Raw genomic sequence first — 19,425 nt, forward strand, 5'->3', positions numbered from 1 at the left:
AATAAGAGATACCAACCTTTTATCCACAAGTGTTTTGGAATGGTTATTGCAAAATCTGTTCAGTGTACCTTAGCGTTTGCTTTTACTTTAAGAAATTTGTAACAAAAGAGCATTGAACTTCGTGCAATCTGCAAAACCGCAGCAACGTTGTACGATAATCACCACATGTATGCAAGGACGTTTCATTTATATTACGATGGCGCTGTTATGTATTTCAGCCGCCGCCACCGCGCAGCAAACAAGGATTTATACTGATCCGCAGGCTGGTTTTAATCAGGCCAAAGAATATTTCCAGAAAGAACAATACAGCTTAGCCTACCCGCTTTTTAAGGAAATGAGGAACGGGATGCGTTCTGCAGACCGCAGCAACAACAACATCACCTATGATGATGTACAGTTTTATACCATCGCCTGCGGATTGCAGCAAAATGAAACCTTTGCTGCTGAAGAAGCCAAAGGCTTTATTGTATTAAATTATAACCCCTCCCTTACCCAAAGACTGAGCTTTCATCTTGCGGAATATTATTTCCGTAAAAACGATATGCGGGAAGCGCTGGCCTATTATGAGCAAACCAGCGCAGAAAGCCTGAGCAACAGGCAGGTTGCCGACATGAAATTTCACCAGGGGTATGCCTATTTTACACTGGAAGAATTCAGCAAAGCCTCCCCCCTGCTGGAGTCTATCGCAAAAACAACTTCCGACCCTAATTATAAAGCCGCCAATTATTATTACGGGCTCATTGCCTACGCCAACCGTAACTACCGGGAAGGATTAACCGCTTTCCGGAAAGTGGAAAAAGACGATCCATATAAAAACGTTGTTCCTTTTTATGTAGCCAATATTTACTATGTACAGGGGCAAAAAGAAGAAGCGCTGGCATACGGCGAATCGGCGCTTGGCAAAACGGGCGGCTACTACGATGTTCCGATGAAAGAATTAATCGGCCATGCCTGGTTCGAGAAAGGGGATTATGCAAAGGCGCTGCCTTACTTAGAAGATTATGTAAATAAAACAGAGAAAGTAAACCGCGAAACCCTTTACCAACTGAGCTATTGCTATTACCAGGCAAAGCAGTTGAATAAAGCGGTAGAAGGCTTAAAGCAACTAAGCGGCGGTGAAGATTCGCTGAGCCAGAATGCCATGTATATCCTGGGAGACGCCTACCTTAAATTAGGCGACAAAGCCAATGCCAGGAACGCCTTTTCCTTTTGCGCCGCCAATAATACCAATCCTGCACAACGGGAAGTTTCAAAATTCAATTATGCCAAGCTATCCTATGAGCTGGGCTTCCAGGATATTGCCCTCAACGAGTTTAAAAAATTTTTAGACGAATATCCCAATTCAATCTACCAGAAAGAAGCGGCTGAAATTGCGGCGGCGCTTTTGGCCAACACCAATAATTACCGCGAAGCGCTAAGCATTCTTGAAAAAATACCGTCTCCGGCAGAATCAGTAAAAAGAATGTATCCCAGGGTGCTGTATGGAAGGGCAATGGAGCTGATCAACGACCAGGACCTCAACGCTGCCAAAGCCGTGTTAGATAAGGCCCTAAGGGATCCTTTTAACGCACCGGTATTGCCGCTTATTAATTTTTGGGAGGGCGAAATAGCCTACCGTCAAAACCGCTTAGATGAAGCCATGCTGTTTTATAATGATTATCTCCGCAACCCCTCTTACTCCGGCGGGGAAGTAAGCGTTATTAATGCAAGGTACAACCTGGGCTATTGCTATTACCGCAAAGAAAATTACCGCCAGGCATCAACCTTTTTTGAGCAGGTTTCAAAAAATCCCCCGTTAAATGCCAGGCCCGTTGAGCAGGATGCTTACCTGCGGCTGGCGGATTGTTACTATATGAACAAGGATTTTTCCAAAGCAAGATCCATATATAATGCCATCATCAATTATTCGTGGCCATCGGGAGATTATGCCACTTATCAAAACGCCATGATTGCAGGGGTTAATAGCAGCAATGAGAAGATCAACCTGATGAAAACCATTGAACGCAAATATCCCTCTTCCCTGCTGACGCCTGATGTAAACCTTGAAATTGCGAAAACATATCTCGCGGATGAAAAATACCGCGATGCCGTACCCTATTTAAACAATGTATTGAGTGCGCCGGTAGCGGGTAACCTGAAGCCCGGCGCTCAGCTAAAGTTAGGATTGGCTTATCTTAACCTCAACAACAATACGGAGGCGTTAACCCAGTTCAGGAAACTGGTGGCAGACTATCCCAATACTGTTGAAGCCAACGAAGCTATAGAAAATGTAAAATCCATTTATACCGCCGAAGGCAAAACCGAGGAATATGTTGCTTTTATGAGGAGTGCAGGCCGGTCGGTTACCATTAATGAAGAAGATAACCTCACCTACAGGGCGGCAGAAAACAGGTATATAGATAAGGACTTCAACGGCGCGCTTACCGCTTTAAATAATTATCTTACCAAATTTCCCGACGGGCAAAATGCTTTGGATGCCTGGTTCCTGAGAACCGAGATCTATAACCAGCAGAAAGACTGGAAAAATGCAGTAGCCGGCTATTCGGAAGTATCGGACCGGGGCGCCAGCAAGTATGCGGAAAGAGCCGCGTCGCAAGCCGGCCGTATTTATTATTTTGAACTGCAGGATTATCCAAAAGCAGAACAATATTTTACCACGCTTAAAATGCTGGCAGCCGGCGGCGAAAACAGGCTGGAAGCCATGCGCGGGCTATTACGCAGCCAGTACCAGCAAAAGAAATGGGCAGAAGCCGTGGGTAACGCGCAGGAACTGCTAAAAGAAAAAAACACCGGTGTTGATGATAAAGTGCTGGCTTATATGGTAAGCGCAAGAGCCGACCAGGATAAAGGAGCGTTTACCGAAGCCATCCGGAATTTCAGAAATGTGGTGAGCATCAACAAAGCTTCATTTGCTGCAGAAGCGCGGTACGAGATTGCCAGTTCCTATTATTCCCTTAACGATTTGAAAAATGCCGACAAAGCCGCCTTTGAAACCATCAATAAATCGGGCTCGTATGATTTCTGGATCACCAGGGCTTATATACTGCTTGGAGATATTTATTTTAAAGAAAAGGATTATTTCAATGCAAAAGCCACATTACAAAGTGTGGTTGATAACAGCCGCATAACGGAATTAAAGAACGAAGCGGCTGAAAAGCTGAAGACGGTGATTAATGCCGAAAGAACAGAAAGTAAAATTGCAGGATAAACAGCAGCCACCAATCCTGTATTTACAGATAAAAAAAGATGAAAATGATCATGCAAAACAATAGATACAAACCCTTTGTTTTTTCGGCACTGGCAATTTTATGCTCCCTCGCAGCAGTGCAGGCCCAGGATCCGCTGAAAAAGCAAACCATTGAGATCACTTCTGCCTTTAAGCCTGAAATAAAGGAAGCGGCTAAGATCAATTTTGTTGCGGCGCCGCCGGTACCTGATTCCGCAAAACCAAAATTCAATTACAATATTCCCATTACCAGCCTATCGCTGGTATACCAGCCACTTGCTATCAGCCCATTGGCGCTCAGCATAGATTCTGCCTCCAGGGAATGGGACGCCACCAATTTTGTGAAATTAGGCTATGGTAATCTTCAAACGCCGTTTGCACAGGCCGGGCTGAGCTTTAATAACAGCGATAATGCCAATCTCAGCATCCTGGCGCACTACGTTTCTTCTAAAGGAAAGGTGCCGCAATACCAGGAATATACTGATGCGGGAGCAAGCATATACGGCAGCACCATAACCGCTGCAAAGCAGGAGCTCTACGGTAAGCTTTCTTTTGATAATGATAAGTATTACCTGTATGGTTACGATCATAGTGCATACCAGTTTGATAAGGGCGACCTTTTGCAAAGATTTTTAACCTTTGATGCCAATATTGGCTTCCGCAATACAGAACCTACAGCGTTTGGCTTAAAATATCATCCCGATATTCAACTCTCTTTCTTTAACGACAACCATAACGGGAAGGAATTTAACGCGGTGGCCGATCTGCCGTTAGAAAAAGCCATTAGTGAAGCCCTGAGCATTAAGCTGGGCGTAAATGCAGATTACACACAATATTCATCTAATAATACAGCCCGCACCATCAATAATTCTGTTATAACGATTCCATTTGCCCTGAAGTTCAGAAATGAAAATGTTAATATCCAGGGTGGTGTTATTCCTTCATGGGATAATTCGGCATTTAAACTGCTACCTGATCTTTTGGCCGATTTTAAATTGGGCGGTGAAGGGCTGATCGTTCAATTAGGATGGTTGATGCATTACGACAAGGGCTCTTACAAACGGTTCGCTTCCATAAACCCCTACCTGGCACAACCGGCGCAGTTATTAAATACCCGTGTAAATGAAACCTTTGGTGGTATAAAAGGAACATTTCTGGAGCACTTTTTTTACAATGCCAAAGTAGGCCTCGTACAGTTCTACAATATGCCCCTGTTTGTAAATGATTATGGCGCACCCGGATTTCCTCTTGCCGGAAACCGCTTTTCCATCCGCAATGAAGAAAAGCTGAACGCCTTTCAGATGCACGGAGAAGTGGGTGTGGTGCAGGCAGAAGATTTTTCATTAACAGGCCGTTTTAACTGGCTGCTTTTCAACAAGCAAAAAACGGAACCACAGCCCTGGGGCATTACGCCAAGGGAATTTAGCGCTGCGCTCCGCTGGAGAGTGTTAAAAGACCTTTGGTTTAAGAGCGATCTGTTCTTCTTTGAAGGTGCCAAATACCTGAAAAGCGATGGCGGCGTGGATACGGGCAGGCACCCCGTTGATTTGAGCGCCGGACTGGAATTTAAAATAACCAAACAGTTTAACCTGTGGGCGCAGGCTAATAATGTTTTCAATAACAAGTACCAGCGCTGGAACCAGTATGATGTATATGGCTTTAACATCCTGGGGGGTATTATATATAATTTTTCGAAGTAGATAGTGTTAAATCTCAGGCAAATGATGTGTGCATGTTCCCGTGAAAAGTGAGAGGATAAAATATTATCTTAGTGGCATTGCAATTTGTTTAAAGCATTTTCATGTTTCATATCCTGCATCAATACCTCATACAACATAAGTCGTTAAGCCTGCCGGGGCTTGGCACCCTTGAGCTACAGAACATTCCGGCCATCAGCAATTTTTCGGACCATATGATTGAGCCGCCCATGCAAAAAATTATTTTCGATGATATGCATGATGCGCCTGATAAAGACCTCTTTCAATATGTGGCCGCACGCTTAGAGGTAGAAGAATGGGAAGCCATTAAAAGAGTGAATGATTTTTCGTATGAATTAAAAAACCAGTTGAAGCAGGAGGGAGAAATGGTATGGGACAAAGTAGGCGTGCTGCGTGCCGAACTGGGTAGTAACATTACACTGGAGGCCAAAACCATTACCTACGATTTTATGGAGCCTGTGCCGGCGATACGTATCATCAGAACCAATGCCAACCATACTATTTTAAGGGGCGACACGGAAGTAAGCGAAAACTTTATACGGCGTGACGCAGCTTACCCGGAAGATGAAGCAGTGACCAGCCCGAAGCAAAGATGGTGGATATGGGCCTGCGTTTTAGGCGGTATAGCCTTTTTACTATTGTTCCTGCATTTGTACAAAACAGGATTTACGATCAACAGCCTCCACAATACACAAAAAGTAACGGTAAAAGATGCGCCTGCAACATATGAGCAGGAAAAGTAAGTTTTCTCAATATCCTCAATATCCCGTAGTAATAAATAAATAAGCTACCGCCAGCAAAGAAGCGGCGCCAACGGCGAGCACGATCATTTCCATTTTATTATTATTGCTTAACGCGTGCAGGCCTTCCAACGGGTGAAACTTACGCAGCCATGTATGAACCGGTTGCAGAAACGCGGTTGCAGAATGCCCCCTTTCCGGCTGTTTATGCATATAACCGGCATTATACCCGGATGCAGTTACAGGAGGATCTGCAATTAATTCCTTTTCACGTATTTCCACCTTCACCATATGGGGTTGAACAACAGATTTTATAGTTCTGATACGCATATGCTCTACTGTAGGCTGTAAGGCTACAATATGACTGAGCTGTTTTACAGGCGCTTTCTTTTTAGCAACCGGTTTATCCTGTACCAAAGCCCAATCAGCCCTGTTCCCGGCATCCGGCCTATCAGCCCCCCTGTTTTCTAAATCATCCATGCTACTACCTGGCCCCCGCATTTCTACCGGAGGCGCAAATGCTGACAGTTCACTGATCTCCGATGGATACTTCCACGAAAAGCTCCTTTTTTCAACCCAGATCAGGTCATAGGCCTTTAAGCCCATTACCCTCAATTCATCAAGCGAATAAGGCCCCGATTCGGTATTGTTCCGCAATAACAAATATTCTTTCATGAACATACAATTTTTACCAGAGGTTCAATTTCGAATATTTCAAAGGAACGGATAATAGAAAATCAATAATATGCCCATGGCATGGATATTCAGAGGAGGAGGATTTGAAATGAAACAGGAAGTACCCGGGGAATCAGGTTCAAAGGTATTGGAGTATGATCAAAAATGGTACAGTTTACCGCTAAAAAATGGCAAACTGTACGTTAATATCCTATAGTCTCTGTTTTTCACTTTACTATATTTTAAAATTGAAGCCGGTTGCCGCAAGTGTTATTAAGCCCGTTATTATGGCGCCCAATCCGCTTTTCAAAAGGCTGGGCTTTTTTCGCATGGCACTGTCTTCCACCTGTTCTTCTTTCCTGTTCTTCACTTTCCATATGGTTGTAAAGTTGTTATAATCAGCTTTGTATTCGGGTGTGTCTATTATCTGACCTGCACCCATTACCGGATAAGCATGATCTAATATAGCCTGAGCCGCATCTACCGCTTCCTGCCCGGCATTATTTTCTGCGATCACTTCATCAACCGGCAGCCTGAAGCTTTGCGCCCTTACCAGGTATTCATAGCCGGGAGCTACATCATACAAAACAGCATCGGGTTCCTGAATATATTGAATGTTCACTTTTTTATACTCCATCTCTGCCATATGCGAATCGAAATAAAGGATCTGCTTTTCTTTCCGGTTATTTACTACCGTGGCTTCTGTAAGCTCTACCGGGGATGCATATGCGCAAAACTCTTCCAGTTCCGAAGGATGTTTCCAGGTAATGCTTTCTCCTTCTACCCATAACAGGTCTAATGGCTGAAGCCCGATCTGAAGTAAGCAGGTTTTTGTGTAATATCCCATTTGTTTGTTGTTCCTGAGCAATTGATACGTTTTCATAATTTTAGATTTTTAAACCGGCTTTACAAAGGCAATGGATATACGGATATGATTAACTGGTGTGAAGATACACAGCAATCCCATAGCCGTTCTGCGAAATCGGCCAACACAGCTCATTTTTCGATTAATGGTAAAAAAGAGGCTTTAAATTATTACGCAGCCCGCTTATTGAAGAGGAAAAGCTGCAACAGCCAGCCAATGAGCATAACAGCGAGGGCGCCAATGGCATTAAGCCATAAAAAGCTGAGATTAATGATCTTATGCTCATTCAGCAGGAATAATGTAATCACCAGCGCTTCACCCAGTATGGCCCCCCAGAATACCGCGTTCCCTTTTACAGGCTTGCTATAAAATGCCAGTAAAAATACACCCAGTATCACCCCGTAAAAGAGGGAGCCCAGTATATTTACCGCTTCAATTAAGCTGTTGCCCAAATTATAGGCAAACTGGGCTACTATAATACAAAATATTCCCCAGGCTAACGTATACCACCTTGAAACCCGATAATCGCCCGCTTCATCTAAGTTTTTATTGATAAATTTTTTATGAATATCCACAATAGTACTGGATGCCAGGGAATTAAGCGCTGCGGCTATGCTGCCCCAGGATGAAATAAAAATAACGGCTATCAGCAGCCCAATCAGTCCTTTAGGCAGGTAATCGAGCACAAAACGCAGGAAAATATAATTTGCGTCATTGGAATCCCCTCCCACTTCGGGCTTCACTACCAATCCTTTAAAGGCGGTGCGCAGGCTGTCTCTTTGCCCGTTAATATAGGTAAGCTCCAACCGGTTTTCTGCCGAAATATTTGCCGTTCCGCTTGCGGCAATAGATTGTACCAGTTGCTTTTTCTGCGAATCTACCGCCTGGTAATGATCCTGTATTTCCGCCAGCGATGCCGCATATTTCGAGTTGCTTACTTTTTGCACCTGGGTTTGATTAAAAAACAGGGGAGCATCGTGAAACTGGTAAAAAGCAAAGATCAGCACCCCCAGCATCAGTATCAGGAATTGCATAGGCACTTTAACCAGCCCGTTCATTAACAGGCCCATCCGGCTCTCTCTGATAGATTTTGCCGTAAGATACCGTCCTACCTGGCTTTGGTCGGTTCCGAAATAAGAGAGTGCCAGGAAAAACCCACCAATTATTCCACTCCATAAATTATACTTATCATTCCAGTCGAATCCGCTGCCTTCCCGAACGCCGGTGGTAATTACATTGGTTTTGCCCATCGCGCCGCCTATCTTCAACGCATCAAAAAGACCCACGCCCTCCGGCAGGTATTTTACCACCAGCCAGCCGGCAATGAACATACTGGCAAAAATAATAACGATCTGTAGTTGCTGTGTATAGGCAACCGCTCTTGCCCCTCCTGCTACGGTGTATATGATGAGCAGGCCCCCCATAAAAATATTGGTCCAGTAAATGTTCCAGCCCAACAGGGAAGAAAGGATAATTGCCGGGGCATAAATGCTTATACCTGTAGATAATCCCCGCTGCAACAAAAAGAGAAAGGAAGTGAGCGTTCTTGTTTTTACATCAAAGCGTTTCTCCAGGAACTGGTAGGCCGTGTATAACCGGAAATTATGGAAAATAGGAACAAAGGTTACGCACAGCACGATCATGGCTAAAGGCAATCCAAAATAGTATTGCACGAAGCGCATGCCATCTGTGTACGCCTGTCCGGGCGCCGATAAAAAAGTGATGGCGCTGGCCTGAGTACCCATAATGCTGAACAATACGATATACCAGGGCATTTCACGGTTGCTCAAAAAATAACCGTCAAGATTGCGGGTAGTACGGCTCTTGTATACACCATACAAAATGATAACAGCAAGGGTTATAACCAGTACAAACCAGTCGGGATAACTCATGAAAAAGTTTTCGTGAAATAAGTAAATAATACAATCAGCAACACCAGCACCGCCACCACAATAAAGTACCAGGCATTCCAGCTTTTAAATACAGGCGGACGTTCATTGGATTGTTCCATATTATTTATTTAAGCGACCGGCGCAGCAGCAGCGCCACAATAATACCCATTAATATACCATACCCCACTTTTTTAAAAACCAATGTTACTAAAATGCCCAGGGCTACACCAATAACCACTCCTACTGCCGACCCTTTATTAATGTTATTCTTTTTTTGCTGTGCCATTTGTTTTTTGAAGATTAGGATTAGCCACCAAATTAGCAAATAATCGGTAAGCACCGCCAATACCGGCAGGTAATTGCCGGAAGAAAACCAATCCCGTATAAATAAACCTGCCCTCTCCATACCGGCCTACGATAAGGCTTCCCTGCTGCTCCGCTTCGCCGGGGTCCTTCATGCCCAGTATATTTTTATAGGCTTTATCCGGCGCTTCGGCAAAATAGATACCCCTTTCCTGTACCCATCCATCAAAATCTCTCGGGCTGATCTTATTGGGCCAGTTCAGCACAGGATCCGCGGGCTGCAGAAAATGAACAGCGGCATTTTCGTCAGTTACTCTTCCTCTTGAAATTTCAAACGGATAGGGGCCGATCCTGGCATTGAGCGGACCGCTGAAATTGCGGGTATTATATTGTACCACAAGATTGCCCCCTTTCTTTACATAATCCATCAGGTTATCATATACATTATTAAGCCATTCATTTACATTATAGGCGCGTACGCCAATCACGATAGCGTTAAAGCCATTAAGACTGCCGGCAACAATATCCTTTTGATTCAGGAAGGTAACTTCATATCCCATTTCCTGCAAGGCTTCCGGCACCCTGTCGCCTGCGCCGGTAATGTATCCTACTTTCTTTCCGGCCGTAATAATTTCATCTTCTATTATCTTTACTTTGTTCAAATAAAAATAAGTGATGGCGGGTATGTGGGCGTATTCAATTTTACGGATCGTATAGCTTTGATATCTTTCTTTATAGGGCGCCCTTACATCAGCAAAAAAACGAAGCGATTTTTCCTTTGTTTGCTTTAGTATATCGCTTGTTTTTAAAACATAGCTGATCACATCATTTTTGTGAAGCGATAAGGCTGTATCTGTTAATACGCTGTTCTTTACCAGTTCCTTCCCTTTATATTCATACTGATAGTATTGCGTTTTTGCTTTTTGAAGTGATGCTGATAATGATGTTACATTTAATTTTATAGCGGATGCAGGTTGCTTATTCAGCCGGGTGAAAACAAACTGTGGCGACTCATTCAGGGATAAAGCCGGTACAACGGGAAGGGGTTGGTATACTTCACCGCGAACGGGATCGGTATATTTATAGCGAACGGGCGTGGAAAAAAGGAAGACCTGGTTATCTATTTCTGCCGACAGCGTCATTTCATACGCAGGCGAACTTTCCGGCAAACCGATCAGCGATTGATCATCTACTATAAAATGACCTTCATTTAATCCTTTTTCTAACCAGTAAGGCTGCGATATCCGCATATTAACCGGCACAAAAATGGTTTGGGTATAAGAGATCATCTGGTTAGCAGGCAATGGCGCCGGAAGCTGGTAATTGAAAGGCCTGACCACCATACCCGATACGCGTAATGCTCCCCTGTTAATAACGTTAACGTTTATACGCAATGAATCGCCCGCCGCCACATAAGGAACATCAGCGTTTGCTTCAAAAAACAAACCTGAGCAAGACCGGATCAGTTCCGATAATTCCTTCAGCTTTTGCGTTTGCCAATAGGGAGAAAGCCCGTTGGCTGCTATCAGGTTTTTATACAGGCTCACCAGGTCAGATACAGACATTTCCGGATGATCATACGAAAAACCATTAATTATTCTGTCTGTCCTCTCCGCGAGTTGCAGGCGATCCAATACGCCAAAACCGGCAGTTCTCTCCCAGCCTGTTTCCACCCCGTCCATCAGGTCTTTCACAGGCGCTTCGCCCGCTACAGGCAAAAAATATTCCCATGCCGTTCCCCGCTGGGCGGCTACACCAAAGCCCTGGCTTTTATGCTGGCTGCGGCTTTCGGCCGCTATCTCCCCATACCCTTTTCCTAACAGGGCATTGTACCCGCCAACGTCCATTTTAAACTGATCATCACTTTGGGTATTGTTGCCGCCAAAATTGAAAGTATTCCATACAATGCGCTTTGCCTGCCAGGGCTGAACGCCTTTTTTTAATTGTTCGGGAAACCGTTGCGGATCTGCAGCAGCAATAAAGGCCTCATGCGCCAGCACCGCCGAAGCGGAATGGTGCCCGTGGCCGGCGCGGCTGTCTTCCGGGAAACGGGTAATGATCACATCAGGTTGAAATTTACGGATCACCCAAACCACATCGCCAAGAGTCAGTTCCTTATTCCACTTTTCCAAAGCCTCTTCCGTGCTTTTGGAAAAGCCAAAATCGTAAGCTCTTGTAAAAAACTGTTCCGCTCCGTCAATGCGGCGGGCCGCCAGCAACTCCTGTGTTCTTATTAAACCCAGCTCTGCGCCCTGCTCATCGCCAATTAAATTCTGACCTCCATCCCCGCGGGTAATACTGAGATAGCCCGTGCGGTACAGCTTTTCATTGGCCAGGTAGGCCAGCAGCCTTGTATTTTCATCATCAGGATGCGCAGCGATATATAAAACGCTTCCCAATACATTCAGCTTTTTTAAGCGGAGTAAAATTTCGGAGCTGCTCAGTGAAACGGGTGGTTGGGCCTGTGATACAAAAAAGGTAAAAAGAAATAAAAAAAATACTGTCATTTTCATCATGCTGTTCAACGTTTATCCGGTTACCCGTTGCGCCCGCTATCCTTACTTCAACAGAAATGTAAATGTAACGATTACCCTTTAAAAGGAATGTTATATGGATGGTTAAATCCGAAGCGGGAAACCATAAACCACGGAGACACAGTGGCACAGAGATACAATACAAAGCACCAAGAACCAAATGACAAGAACCAAATAAATTTTAAATCCGAAATCCGAAGCGATAAATCCGAAATTCGAAGAAGGCTGTCAGCAGTCACTGATAAACCGATCTGATAACCGCAAAGCACCAAGAACCAAATCCCAAGAAACAAATAAAATTCAAACAACAAATTTCAAATCCCCATCTCTCTTACTACCCTGCTCACCGGTAAGCCCATCACATTATAAAAATCGCCGTTAATGCGTGCGATGCCCACAACGCCTATCCATTCCTGTATGGCATAGGCTCCGGCTTTATCATAAGGCTTGTAGCGGTCTGTATAAAATACAATTTGTTCGTGGGTTAATTCGTGAAACCACACTTCCGTAATGTCTGCAAATGTTTTTTCTTCCTTACCGTTTATGATAGCCACGCCGGTAATGACCTCGTGCTTTTTGCCCGACAGCAGGTGGAGGATGCGGATGGCATCATCGCGGTCTGCCGGCTTACCAATGATCTTTCCTTCACACACCACTATTGTATCTGCCGCCAGAACCGGAACATGCTGATCGTATCGCCTGTATGTTGCGCAGGCCTGTACGGCCAGCGCCTTTTGCCTGGCAATATGTATGGCCGCTTGTGTTGTTGTTAAGCCCTCCGGAAAGCTTTCATGTGTTGCCACAACAATAATATCAAAATCCACTTCTGCCCATTCGAGCAATTGTTTTCTTCTTGGCGACCCGGAAGCAAGTACTATTTTTTTCATGACTGATATAATTTGAAGAAAATCATAGAGAGAATGCCGGCAAGCATAACAAATTTTACAGTGCCGCTCAGGTAATGATAATCGGTGGCAACAGATGCCAGGTACAACTTTCTCGTGATCCACAGTAATGGAATAATGATCAGCAGCGAGCAATATAAGATACTCCACCACCAGCCTAAGTACATAGCGTAAAACTGTATGGCAAGCAATGTGCCCGTGAGCACCATCAGCCACGCCCCTGTAAACACTTTTGCCACGGGTACGCCCCAGGCAATGGGCATGGTTTTACATCCATACCTTGCATCGCCTTCCATATCCTCCATATCTTTTATTACCTCGCGTATCAGCGAAATAACAAAAGCAAAACCTCCGTATAAAAATGCCAGCCGCATAACGCGCCTGTGCGCCTGTTCATCCATGGCAGCAGGCATTGTCCACCCGGGAATAATATTAGCGGGAAAATAATCAACAAAAAAGAAAACGACCAGCACCACCCATGCAGTAAGCAAAGAAATAATGATATTACCGGAGAGCAGCTTTTTTTTGAAAGTAGTGGAATATACCCATAATAATAATACGCATAGCACATTGGAAAAGCCGATGAGCCAGTTGCGTGTTATAAAAGATATATAAAAACCCATTACTACCCCCGCGGTAGAAAATATCCAATGCCATATAATGGCCCACCGCCGGTGAATATGTTTTTCCACTACTATGCGGCCGGGTTTATTTACCTGGTCTATGCTAAGGTCAAAATAATCATTGATCACATAGCCTCCGGCTGCAATGCTCACAGAAGATGCAACAAGCAAAAGCAACAGGCTGAACTCATCGGCAAAAAAAACATGAGGATGTGCGGCAGGATAAAGAATACAAAAATAAAAGAGAAACTGCGTAACAGCAATGAATATTAGGTTGGGATACCTGATCAATCTTAAAAACGCGCCTGCCAGTTTCATGGCGTGAAGATAAACGCCAGCCGGTTAAATTTGAAATTTGAGATTTGAAATCTCAAATTTCAAATCTCAATCGGTCATAATAGTCCGTAATGCTAACGGATAATTCCAGGTATATTTTTGCAAGCCCGGGGTAAGGCTCCAGCACAGACAGGTGCTTTGCTATGGTATCCTGGTCGTTCCGCATCGCCGGTCCGGTTTGCATCAGCCCCGCAGGATACTGCTCCAGCCTGTGAACCGTTTCATACAGCAGTGGCATCAACAGCGAAAAGTCTATGTTTTCTTTTGTGCAGAAATCCTGGGTAAGCGTATACAGGTAATTAGGAAAATTGTTAACCATAACCGCTCCTGCATGCAGTTTCATTCTTGTAACATCATCCGCATACGCCACTTTCCCGGAGAGCGAAGCAGCAAAAGACCGGATGTGCTGCAGCGTGTCCGGTGAATCCGCATCTATTAAAAAGGGTATCTCCGGAATTGCACTGTTGTCGCTTCGCAGGCTTTGCAAAGGATATAAAACGCCATAGCTTCCTGCCACTGTTTTTAGTACCAGTTTACTAACAGCACCCGCCGTATGTACAACAATACCTTGTTTTATTACCGGCAGCCAGTTGTGTATACCTGCCAGTGCGGAGTCGGAAACCGCTACAATATACAGATCAGCATCACCGGTAATATCAGAAAAATTACCAAAAGCCTGTGCATGCAACAATACACCTAAGGTTTCGGCATGAGCCGGGTTACGGCCCGCAACCTGTATGATATGATGTCCGGACTGTATGATTTTACGTCCCAACACATTGGCTGCGTTACCGGTTCCTACCATTACAATTTTCATTGTTGCAAATTAGCGCTAAACTCCTTTAATTTTGTTGTTTGTTATGGATATTCGCACATCATGAAGCTTTCCCGCAAAATTGTATTTACCTACCTGAGAATCCGTTTACAGCTTACTGCGCTCGTTTCACCGCAAAAAGCGGCTCAAAAAGCCTTCACTTTATTTTGTACGCCGCGCAGGAGCACTCAGCAAACACCATCTGCTATTATAAAAAAGGCCGAACTGATCTCTTTCAATATGAACAACCTGGCTATTCACGGGTACAGGTGGAATCATCCTTCACCAAAAAAAATACTGATAGCGCATGGTTTTGAATCTGCTGCAGGAAATTTTGACGGCTTTGTCCAACCTTTAATAAATAAAGGATATGAAATTATTGCATTTGACGCCCCTGGCCACGGCCGAAGCGACGGAAGAGAGATTACCCTGCCGGTATATGTACAAACGCTGCAATACATAGTAAGCGAATACGGGCCTTTCAATGCTTATATAGCACATTCCTTCGGCGGGCTGGCTATTGCACACCTGCTTGAAACTGTTGCGCACGATGAACAAACCAGGGTGGTGCTGATCGCTCCCGCAACAGAAACCACTACTGCTATAAACGGTTTTTTTCATTTATTGCACCTGAACGGAAACCTAAGAGCGGCATTTGACAGGCTGGCGAGGGACAAAACAGGGGTATCGCCCGAAGAGCTTTCTATACGGCGGGCCGTGCAAAATATAAATGCCCGTATACTATGGCTGCATGACGACCAGGATGATATAACACCTTACCGGGATGCAGAAAAAGTTAAAAATGACCGGCATTCCAACATTCAATTCATCATTTCCAGCGGGTTGGGTCATCGCAAAATATACCGTGATAAGCATACGCTAAACCACATCCTTCACTTTTTATAAATGATGGTTTTTTTTGTTTTTTAATGGTTTACTTTAATATTGCATCAGTTTAATAAAGAAAAACCTGTTGGTAAAGAACTGCCATTTGTTGTATAAAATCCTGATTTAGTGTTTAAAAACAAATGGTTAGCAGTGAAAGAGATGCTTTTACCAGATGGCTTTTGTGCTTTAATAGATGTACATCTGTAGTAACATGTACAATTTTCTTTTAATCATCGAGTTTAAGCAATACCATGGCAAAAAATTTATTGATAGTAGAGTCACCGGCAAAGGCAAAAACCATAGAAAAGATCCTCGGTGAAGATTTTGAGGTGAAAAGTTGTTACGGGCATATACGCGACCTGGAGAAAAATGATATGGGGATTGATATTAATAATCAATTTCAGCCGCGCTATATTGTTCCGGAGGAAAAAGAGAAAGTGGTGAAAGAGCTGAAGGGCCTGGCAAAAAAAAGCGGCGAAGTATGGCTGGCAACGGATGAGGACCGCGAAGGTGAAGCCATAAGCTGGCATTTATGTGAAGTGCTGGGGCTGGATCCTGCAACAACTAAACGGATCGTTTTTCACGAAATAACCAAACCCGCTATCCAGGCGGCCGTTAAATCGCCGCGTACGTTAGATATGAACCTGGTGCACGCCCAGCAGGCGCGCCGTATATTAGACCGGATCGTGGGATTTGAATTGTCGCCGGTGCTCTGGCGTAAGATGAGCATGCGTAATAACCTGAGCGCAGGGCGGGTACAAAGTGTGGCGGTACGTTTAATAGCTGAGCGCGAACGGGAGATCAACGCATTTAAAAGTGTAAGCACTTTCAGGGTAGAAGCTTTATTTGCCGCGAAAGATATCAGCAATAAGCCCGTAACTTTTAAAGCAGAAGGCAACCGCTATTCTGCGGCGGACGATGCGGTAAGCTTTTTGCAAACCTGTGTTGGAGCTCAATATACGGTAAGGGATATACAGGTAAAGCCGGGGAAAAAATCTCCTGCCGCTCCTTTTACTACTTCAACATTACAGCAGGAAGCTTCCCGGAAATTGGGCTACTCGGTAAGTCGCACCATGTTGCTGGCTCAGAAGTTATATGAAAACGGGCATATCAGCTATATGCGTACCGACAGCGTAAACCTCAGTGAAACCGCTGTAAACGATATCTCGGCTAAAATTAAATCGCAGTTTGGCAACGCCTATTTGCAGGTACGTAAATTTAAAAACAAAAATGAATCGGCGCAGGAAGCGCACGAGGCTATTCGTCCTACGGCTATGGAAACGCTTAGCGTTGAAGATACAGATTGCCGTAAGCTGTATGAGCTGATATGGAAACGTACCATGGCAAGCCAAATGGCGGATGCGGAACTGGAAAAAACCATAGCAAAGATCAGTATCTCCACCAATAAAGAAGACCTTACGGCACAGGGAGAAGTGCTGAAGTTTGAAGGGTTTTTAAAAGTATACCGCGAAGACAGGGATGAAGAAGACATCAATGAGGAAGAAACTACGGAAGGTATGCTGCCGCCACTTGAAATAAATCAGCAATTGGAATTTAAGGAAATGAAGGCTGTTGAGCGGTTTTCAAGGCCGGCGCCCCGCTTTACCGAAGCTTCACTGGTAAAAAAATTAGAAGAGCTGGGTATTGGCCGTCCTTCTACCTACGCTCCCACGATCTCTACCATTTTAAAACGCGGGTATGTAGAGAAAAGAGATAAAGAAGGCATTAAAAGAGATTACCGGATCATGCTGCTGAAAGCGGATAAAATAACTAAGCTTACAGAGCAGGAAACAACGGGAGCGGAAAAGTCCAAACTTTTTCCAACCGACCTCGGGCTTGTGGTTACTGATTTTTTGAAACAGTATTTTGACGATATAATGGATTACGGTTTTACAGCCAGGATCGAGGGGGAATTTGATGAAGTGGCACAGGGAAAAATGAAGTGGAACAAAATGCTGGAAGATTTTTACATCCCTTTTAAAAAGGATGTGGACAACACCATTGAAACGGCCGAGCGTATTAAAGGCGAAAGAGAGCTGGGAACAGATGCCGCAAGCGGAAAGCCCGTAATTGCCCGTATGGGAAGGTATGGCCCTATGGTGCAGATCGGCAGCACAGAAGATGAAGAAAAGCCGCGGTTTGCCAAATTAAAAACTACCCAAAGCATCGAAACCATATCGCTGGAAGAAGCCATGGATCTTTTTAGGCTGCCGCGCAACATTGGCCAGTTTGAAGACACGGATGTAACGGTTAGTATCGGAAAGTTCGGGCCCTATATAGCCCACGATAAAAAATTCTATTCCTTAAGCAAAGAATTCGATCCCTACAGCATAACGCTCGAAGAAGCTACCCCTATCATTGTTGAAAAAAGAAAAGCGAAGGAAGAAAGGACGATCAAAGTTTTTGAAAAGGAGAAAATACAGGTTTTGCGCGGACCTTACGGACCTTACCTCAAGCAGGGATTACGTAATTATAAGCTCAGCAAAGAACAACAGGAAAAGGCGGCGGATATAACCATAGAGGAAGCGCTTCAAACCATAGAAACGCTTAAGGCTAATCCACCCAAAAAAGCGCCAAGGAAGAAAAAGGCATAATTCGGGCTAATGTGATTACTTTTGATATATGCTTAAAACACTCCAGATATTAGCTGCCAGTTTCCGGTTAGCCTGGCAGGAATTAAGGAACAATAAACTGCGTACTTTCCTTTCCTTATTTGGAGTAACCATTGGCATTTTTTGTATTATCGGCGTTCTAACTACGGTTGACAGCCTTGAAAGAAATATTAAGGAAGGCATCAACAGCTTAGGCTCTAATACGATCTATATTGATAAATGGGATTATTCCGGGGGCGGGGATGGCGAATACCCCTGGTGGAAATATGTAAAACGCCCTTCGCCCAAATACGACGAAATGCGTTTCATACGCGCTAAAACCGATGCCATAGACAATATGGCTTTTACGCTCCAGGTTCAGGGACAGAATGTAATTCATGATAAAGACATGATTCAAAATGTTGCTTTGTATGGCGTAACAGAAGAATTTAATGCCATTCAGCCTTTTGAAATCCAGTATGGGCGTTATCTCACCTTATCAGATATGGAAAGAGGATCGGCAAACGCTGTAATGGGTTATGAAAATGCCGCTAAGCTTTTCGGTGCTGCTGAAAGGGCGCTGGGTAAAACAATAACTATAAAAAACAAAAGAATAAACGTTGTAGGGATAATTAAAAAGCAGGGCAAAAGCCTGCTGGTAAGTGGCTGGAATTTTGATGATTGTGTTATTTTATCTTACCGTTTCTTCAGAACCATCTTTGAAGAACGCTACTCCAGCCCTAAAATTATGGCGCAGGGAAAACCCAATGTAACTACGGAAGCATTTAGAGATGAACTCCGGGGAACTTTAAGGGCTGTGCACCGCTTAAGTCCCGGAACAGAAGACGATTTTTCCTTAAACGCGGTAAGTGATTTTAGTGATGCCATTACCAGCTTATTTGCGAACGTTAAGCTGGGTGGCTGGCTTATAGGGCTGCTGAGCCTGGTGGTGGGCGCTTTTGGTATTGCCAATATCATGTTTGTAACGGTTAGAGAAAGAACACCAATAATAGGTTTAAAGAAAGCTATCGGCGCCAAAAGCAGGACAATCTTATCGGAGTTTTTATTAGAGTCGGCTTTTATCTGTTTTGTAGGAGGCGCAATAGGGCTGGTACTGGTGTTTTTGATGGCCCAGCTTTTAAGCGGCCCCCTTAATTTTAATGTTTATATTTCCTATAATATACTGGTCCTCGCCATAAGCATTTGCATCGCTATCGGACTTTTAGCAGGAATAATACCGGCTACCATTGCCGCCCGCATGGATCCGGTAGTAGCTATACGGTCTAAATAATCCTTTATACATTAGTCTCTGTCA

At 44.3% G+C, this 19,425-nt stretch carries 16 protein-coding genes; 7 read left to right on the top strand and 9 right to left on the bottom strand.

The genetic code is table 11. The features are described 5' to 3' along the window. The first annotated feature begins 169 nt into the window (after positions 1-169). The 3 genes from PLE34_RS15630 to PLE34_RS15640 all read left to right on the top strand — a co-directional run bounded on the left by PLE34_RS15630 (position 170) and on the right by PLE34_RS15640 (position 5,687). A complete protein-coding gene (locus tag PLE34_RS15630; protein ID WP_324558453.1) occupies positions 170-3,208 on the top strand; it encodes a tetratricopeptide repeat protein in 3,039 nt (1,012 codons plus the stop codon). Between the two features lie 50 nt (positions 3,209-3,258). Beyond that, the gene (locus PLE34_RS15635) at positions 3,259-4,926 is read left to right on the top strand and encodes a hypothetical protein (RefSeq protein ID WP_324558455.1); all 1,668 of its coding nucleotides are present in this window, start codon (positions 3,259-3,261) and stop codon (positions 4,924-4,926) included. A 101-nt stretch (positions 4,927-5,027) separates the two neighbouring features. Next, complete coding sequence (locus tag PLE34_RS15640) at positions 5,028-5,687, top strand: hypothetical protein (protein ID WP_324558457.1); 660 nt, start codon at positions 5,028-5,030, stop codon at positions 5,685-5,687. 15 nt (positions 5,688-5,702) lie between these two features. Here PLE34_RS15640 and PLE34_RS15645 read toward each other — a convergent pair whose 3' ends face one another. Next, the gene (locus PLE34_RS15645) at positions 5,703-6,359 is read right to left on the bottom strand and encodes a hypothetical protein (protein WP_324558458.1); all 657 of its coding nucleotides are present in this window, start codon (positions 6,357-6,359) and stop codon (positions 5,703-5,705) included. 76 nt (positions 6,360-6,435) lie between these two features. On the opposite strand from PLE34_RS15645, the gene PLE34_RS15650 reads away from it, so the two are divergent. Next, entirely contained in the window at positions 6,436-6,576 is a 141-nt protein-coding gene (locus PLE34_RS15650) for a hypothetical protein (RefSeq protein ID WP_324558459.1), read from the top strand. Positions 6,577-6,594: 18 nt separating this feature from the next. Here the strand turns inward: PLE34_RS15650 and PLE34_RS15655 are convergent, their stop codons facing one another. From PLE34_RS15655 to PLE34_RS15690, 8 genes are all read right to left on the bottom strand, one after another. Then, positions 6,595-7,242 carry a hypothetical protein gene (locus tag PLE34_RS15655; RefSeq protein ID WP_324558460.1) on the bottom strand — a complete coding sequence of 216 codons (648 nt, stop codon included), beginning with the start codon at positions 7,240-7,242 and terminating at the stop codon, positions 6,595-6,597. Between the two features lie 152 nt (positions 7,243-7,394). After that, the gene (locus PLE34_RS15660; RefSeq protein WP_324558461.1) at positions 7,395-9,116 is read right to left on the bottom strand and encodes a sodium:solute symporter family protein; all 1,722 of its coding nucleotides are present in this window, start codon (positions 9,114-9,116) and stop codon (positions 7,395-7,397) included. Next, positions 9,113-9,235: a hypothetical protein gene (locus PLE34_RS15665; RefSeq protein WP_324558462.1), complete on the bottom strand. Its 123-nt coding sequence runs from the start codon at positions 9,233-9,235 to the stop codon at positions 9,113-9,115. The genes PLE34_RS15660 and PLE34_RS15665 overlap by 4 nt, the downstream gene beginning before the upstream one ends. Before the next feature lie 5 nt (positions 9,236-9,240). After that, complete coding sequence (locus PLE34_RS15670) at positions 9,241-9,402, bottom strand: hypothetical protein (protein WP_324558463.1); 162 nt, start codon at positions 9,400-9,402, stop codon at positions 9,241-9,243. Further along, positions 9,380-11,935, bottom strand: coding sequence for a PIG-L family deacetylase (locus tag PLE34_RS15675; RefSeq protein WP_324558465.1), 2,556 nt, complete (start codon positions 11,933-11,935; stop codon positions 9,380-9,382). Before PLE34_RS15675 ends, PLE34_RS15670 begins: the two co-directional genes overlap by 23 nt. 332 nt (positions 11,936-12,267) lie before the next feature. After that, a complete protein-coding gene (locus PLE34_RS15680) occupies positions 12,268-12,840 on the bottom strand; it encodes a Maf family protein (protein WP_324558467.1) in 573 nt (190 codons plus the stop codon). After that, positions 12,837-13,799 carry a geranylgeranylglycerol-phosphate geranylgeranyltransferase gene (locus tag PLE34_RS15685; RefSeq protein ID WP_324558468.1) on the bottom strand — a complete coding sequence of 321 codons (963 nt, stop codon included), beginning with the start codon at positions 13,797-13,799 and terminating at the stop codon, positions 12,837-12,839. The genes PLE34_RS15680 and PLE34_RS15685 overlap by 4 nt, the downstream gene beginning before the upstream one ends. A gap of 52 nt (positions 13,800-13,851) precedes the next feature. Continuing rightward, complete coding sequence (locus tag PLE34_RS15690) at positions 13,852-14,634, bottom strand: Rossmann-like and DUF2520 domain-containing protein (protein ID WP_324558469.1); 783 nt, start codon at positions 14,632-14,634, stop codon at positions 13,852-13,854. Positions 14,635-14,694: 60 nt separating this feature from the next. On the opposite strand from PLE34_RS15690, the gene PLE34_RS15695 reads away from it, so the two are divergent. The 3 genes from PLE34_RS15695 to PLE34_RS15705 all read left to right on the top strand — a co-directional run bounded on the left by PLE34_RS15695 (position 14,695) and on the right by PLE34_RS15705 (position 19,401). After that, positions 14,695-15,537 carry an alpha/beta hydrolase gene (locus PLE34_RS15695; protein WP_324558471.1) on the top strand — a complete coding sequence of 281 codons (843 nt, stop codon included), beginning with the start codon at positions 14,695-14,697 and terminating at the stop codon, positions 15,535-15,537. A 233-nt stretch (positions 15,538-15,770) separates the two neighbouring features. Beyond that, a complete protein-coding gene (gene topA, locus PLE34_RS15700; RefSeq protein ID WP_324558472.1) occupies positions 15,771-18,113 on the top strand; it encodes a type I DNA topoisomerase in 2,343 nt (780 codons plus the stop codon). Between the two features lie 28 nt (positions 18,114-18,141). Further along, positions 18,142-19,401: an ABC transporter permease gene (locus tag PLE34_RS15705; RefSeq protein WP_324558474.1), complete on the top strand. Its 1,260-nt coding sequence runs from the start codon at positions 18,142-18,144 to the stop codon at positions 19,399-19,401. The last annotated feature ends 24 nt before the right edge of the window (positions 19,402-19,425 follow it).

Origin of the sequence: Agriterribacter sp., assembly GCF_035445465.1 — a bacterium.
Lineage (GTDB): Bacteria > Bacteroidota > Bacteroidia > Chitinophagales > Chitinophagaceae > Agriterribacter.

Coding starts and splice junctions, on each gene's coding strand:
- PLE34_RS15630 (WP_324558453.1), top strand. CDS start 170: ATGCAAGGACGTTTCATTTATATTACGATGGCGCTGTTATGTATTTCA.
- PLE34_RS15635 (WP_324558455.1), top strand. CDS start 3,259: ATGCAAAACAATAGATACAAACCCTTTGTTTTTTCGGCACTGGCAATT.
- PLE34_RS15640 (WP_324558457.1), top strand. CDS start 5,028: ATGTTTCATATCCTGCATCAATACCTCATACAACATAAGTCGTTAAGC.
- PLE34_RS15645 (WP_324558458.1), bottom strand. CDS start 6,359: ATGAAAGAATATTTGTTATTGCGGAACAATACCGAATCGGGGCCTTAT.
- PLE34_RS15650 (WP_324558459.1), top strand. CDS start 6,436: ATGGCATGGATATTCAGAGGAGGAGGATTTGAAATGAAACAGGAAGTA.
- PLE34_RS15655 (WP_324558460.1), bottom strand. CDS start 7,242: ATGAAAACGTATCAATTGCTCAGGAACAACAAACAAATGGGATATTAC.
- PLE34_RS15660 (WP_324558461.1), bottom strand. CDS start 9,116: ATGAGTTATCCCGACTGGTTTGTACTGGTTATAACCCTTGCTGTTATC.
- PLE34_RS15665 (WP_324558462.1), bottom strand. CDS start 9,235: ATGGAACAATCCAATGAACGTCCGCCTGTATTTAAAAGCTGGAATGCC.
- PLE34_RS15670 (WP_324558463.1), bottom strand. CDS start 9,402: ATGGCACAGCAAAAAAAGAATAACATTAATAAAGGGTCGGCAGTAGGA.
- PLE34_RS15675 (WP_324558465.1), bottom strand. CDS start 11,935: ATGATGAAAATGACAGTATTTTTTTTATTTCTTTTTACCTTTTTTGTA.
- PLE34_RS15680 (WP_324558467.1), bottom strand. CDS start 12,840: ATGAAAAAAATAGTACTTGCTTCCGGGTCGCCAAGAAGAAAACAATTG.
- PLE34_RS15685 (WP_324558468.1), bottom strand. CDS start 13,799: ATGAAACTGGCAGGCGCGTTTTTAAGATTGATCAGGTATCCCAACCTA.
- PLE34_RS15690 (WP_324558469.1), bottom strand. CDS start 14,634: ATGAAAATTGTAATGGTAGGAACCGGTAACGCAGCCAATGTGTTGGGA.
- PLE34_RS15695 (WP_324558471.1), top strand. CDS start 14,695: ATGAAGCTTTCCCGCAAAATTGTATTTACCTACCTGAGAATCCGTTTA.
- topA (WP_324558472.1), top strand. CDS start 15,771: ATGGCAAAAAATTTATTGATAGTAGAGTCACCGGCAAAGGCAAAAACC.
- PLE34_RS15705 (WP_324558474.1), top strand. CDS start 18,142: ATGCTTAAAACACTCCAGATATTAGCTGCCAGTTTCCGGTTAGCCTGG.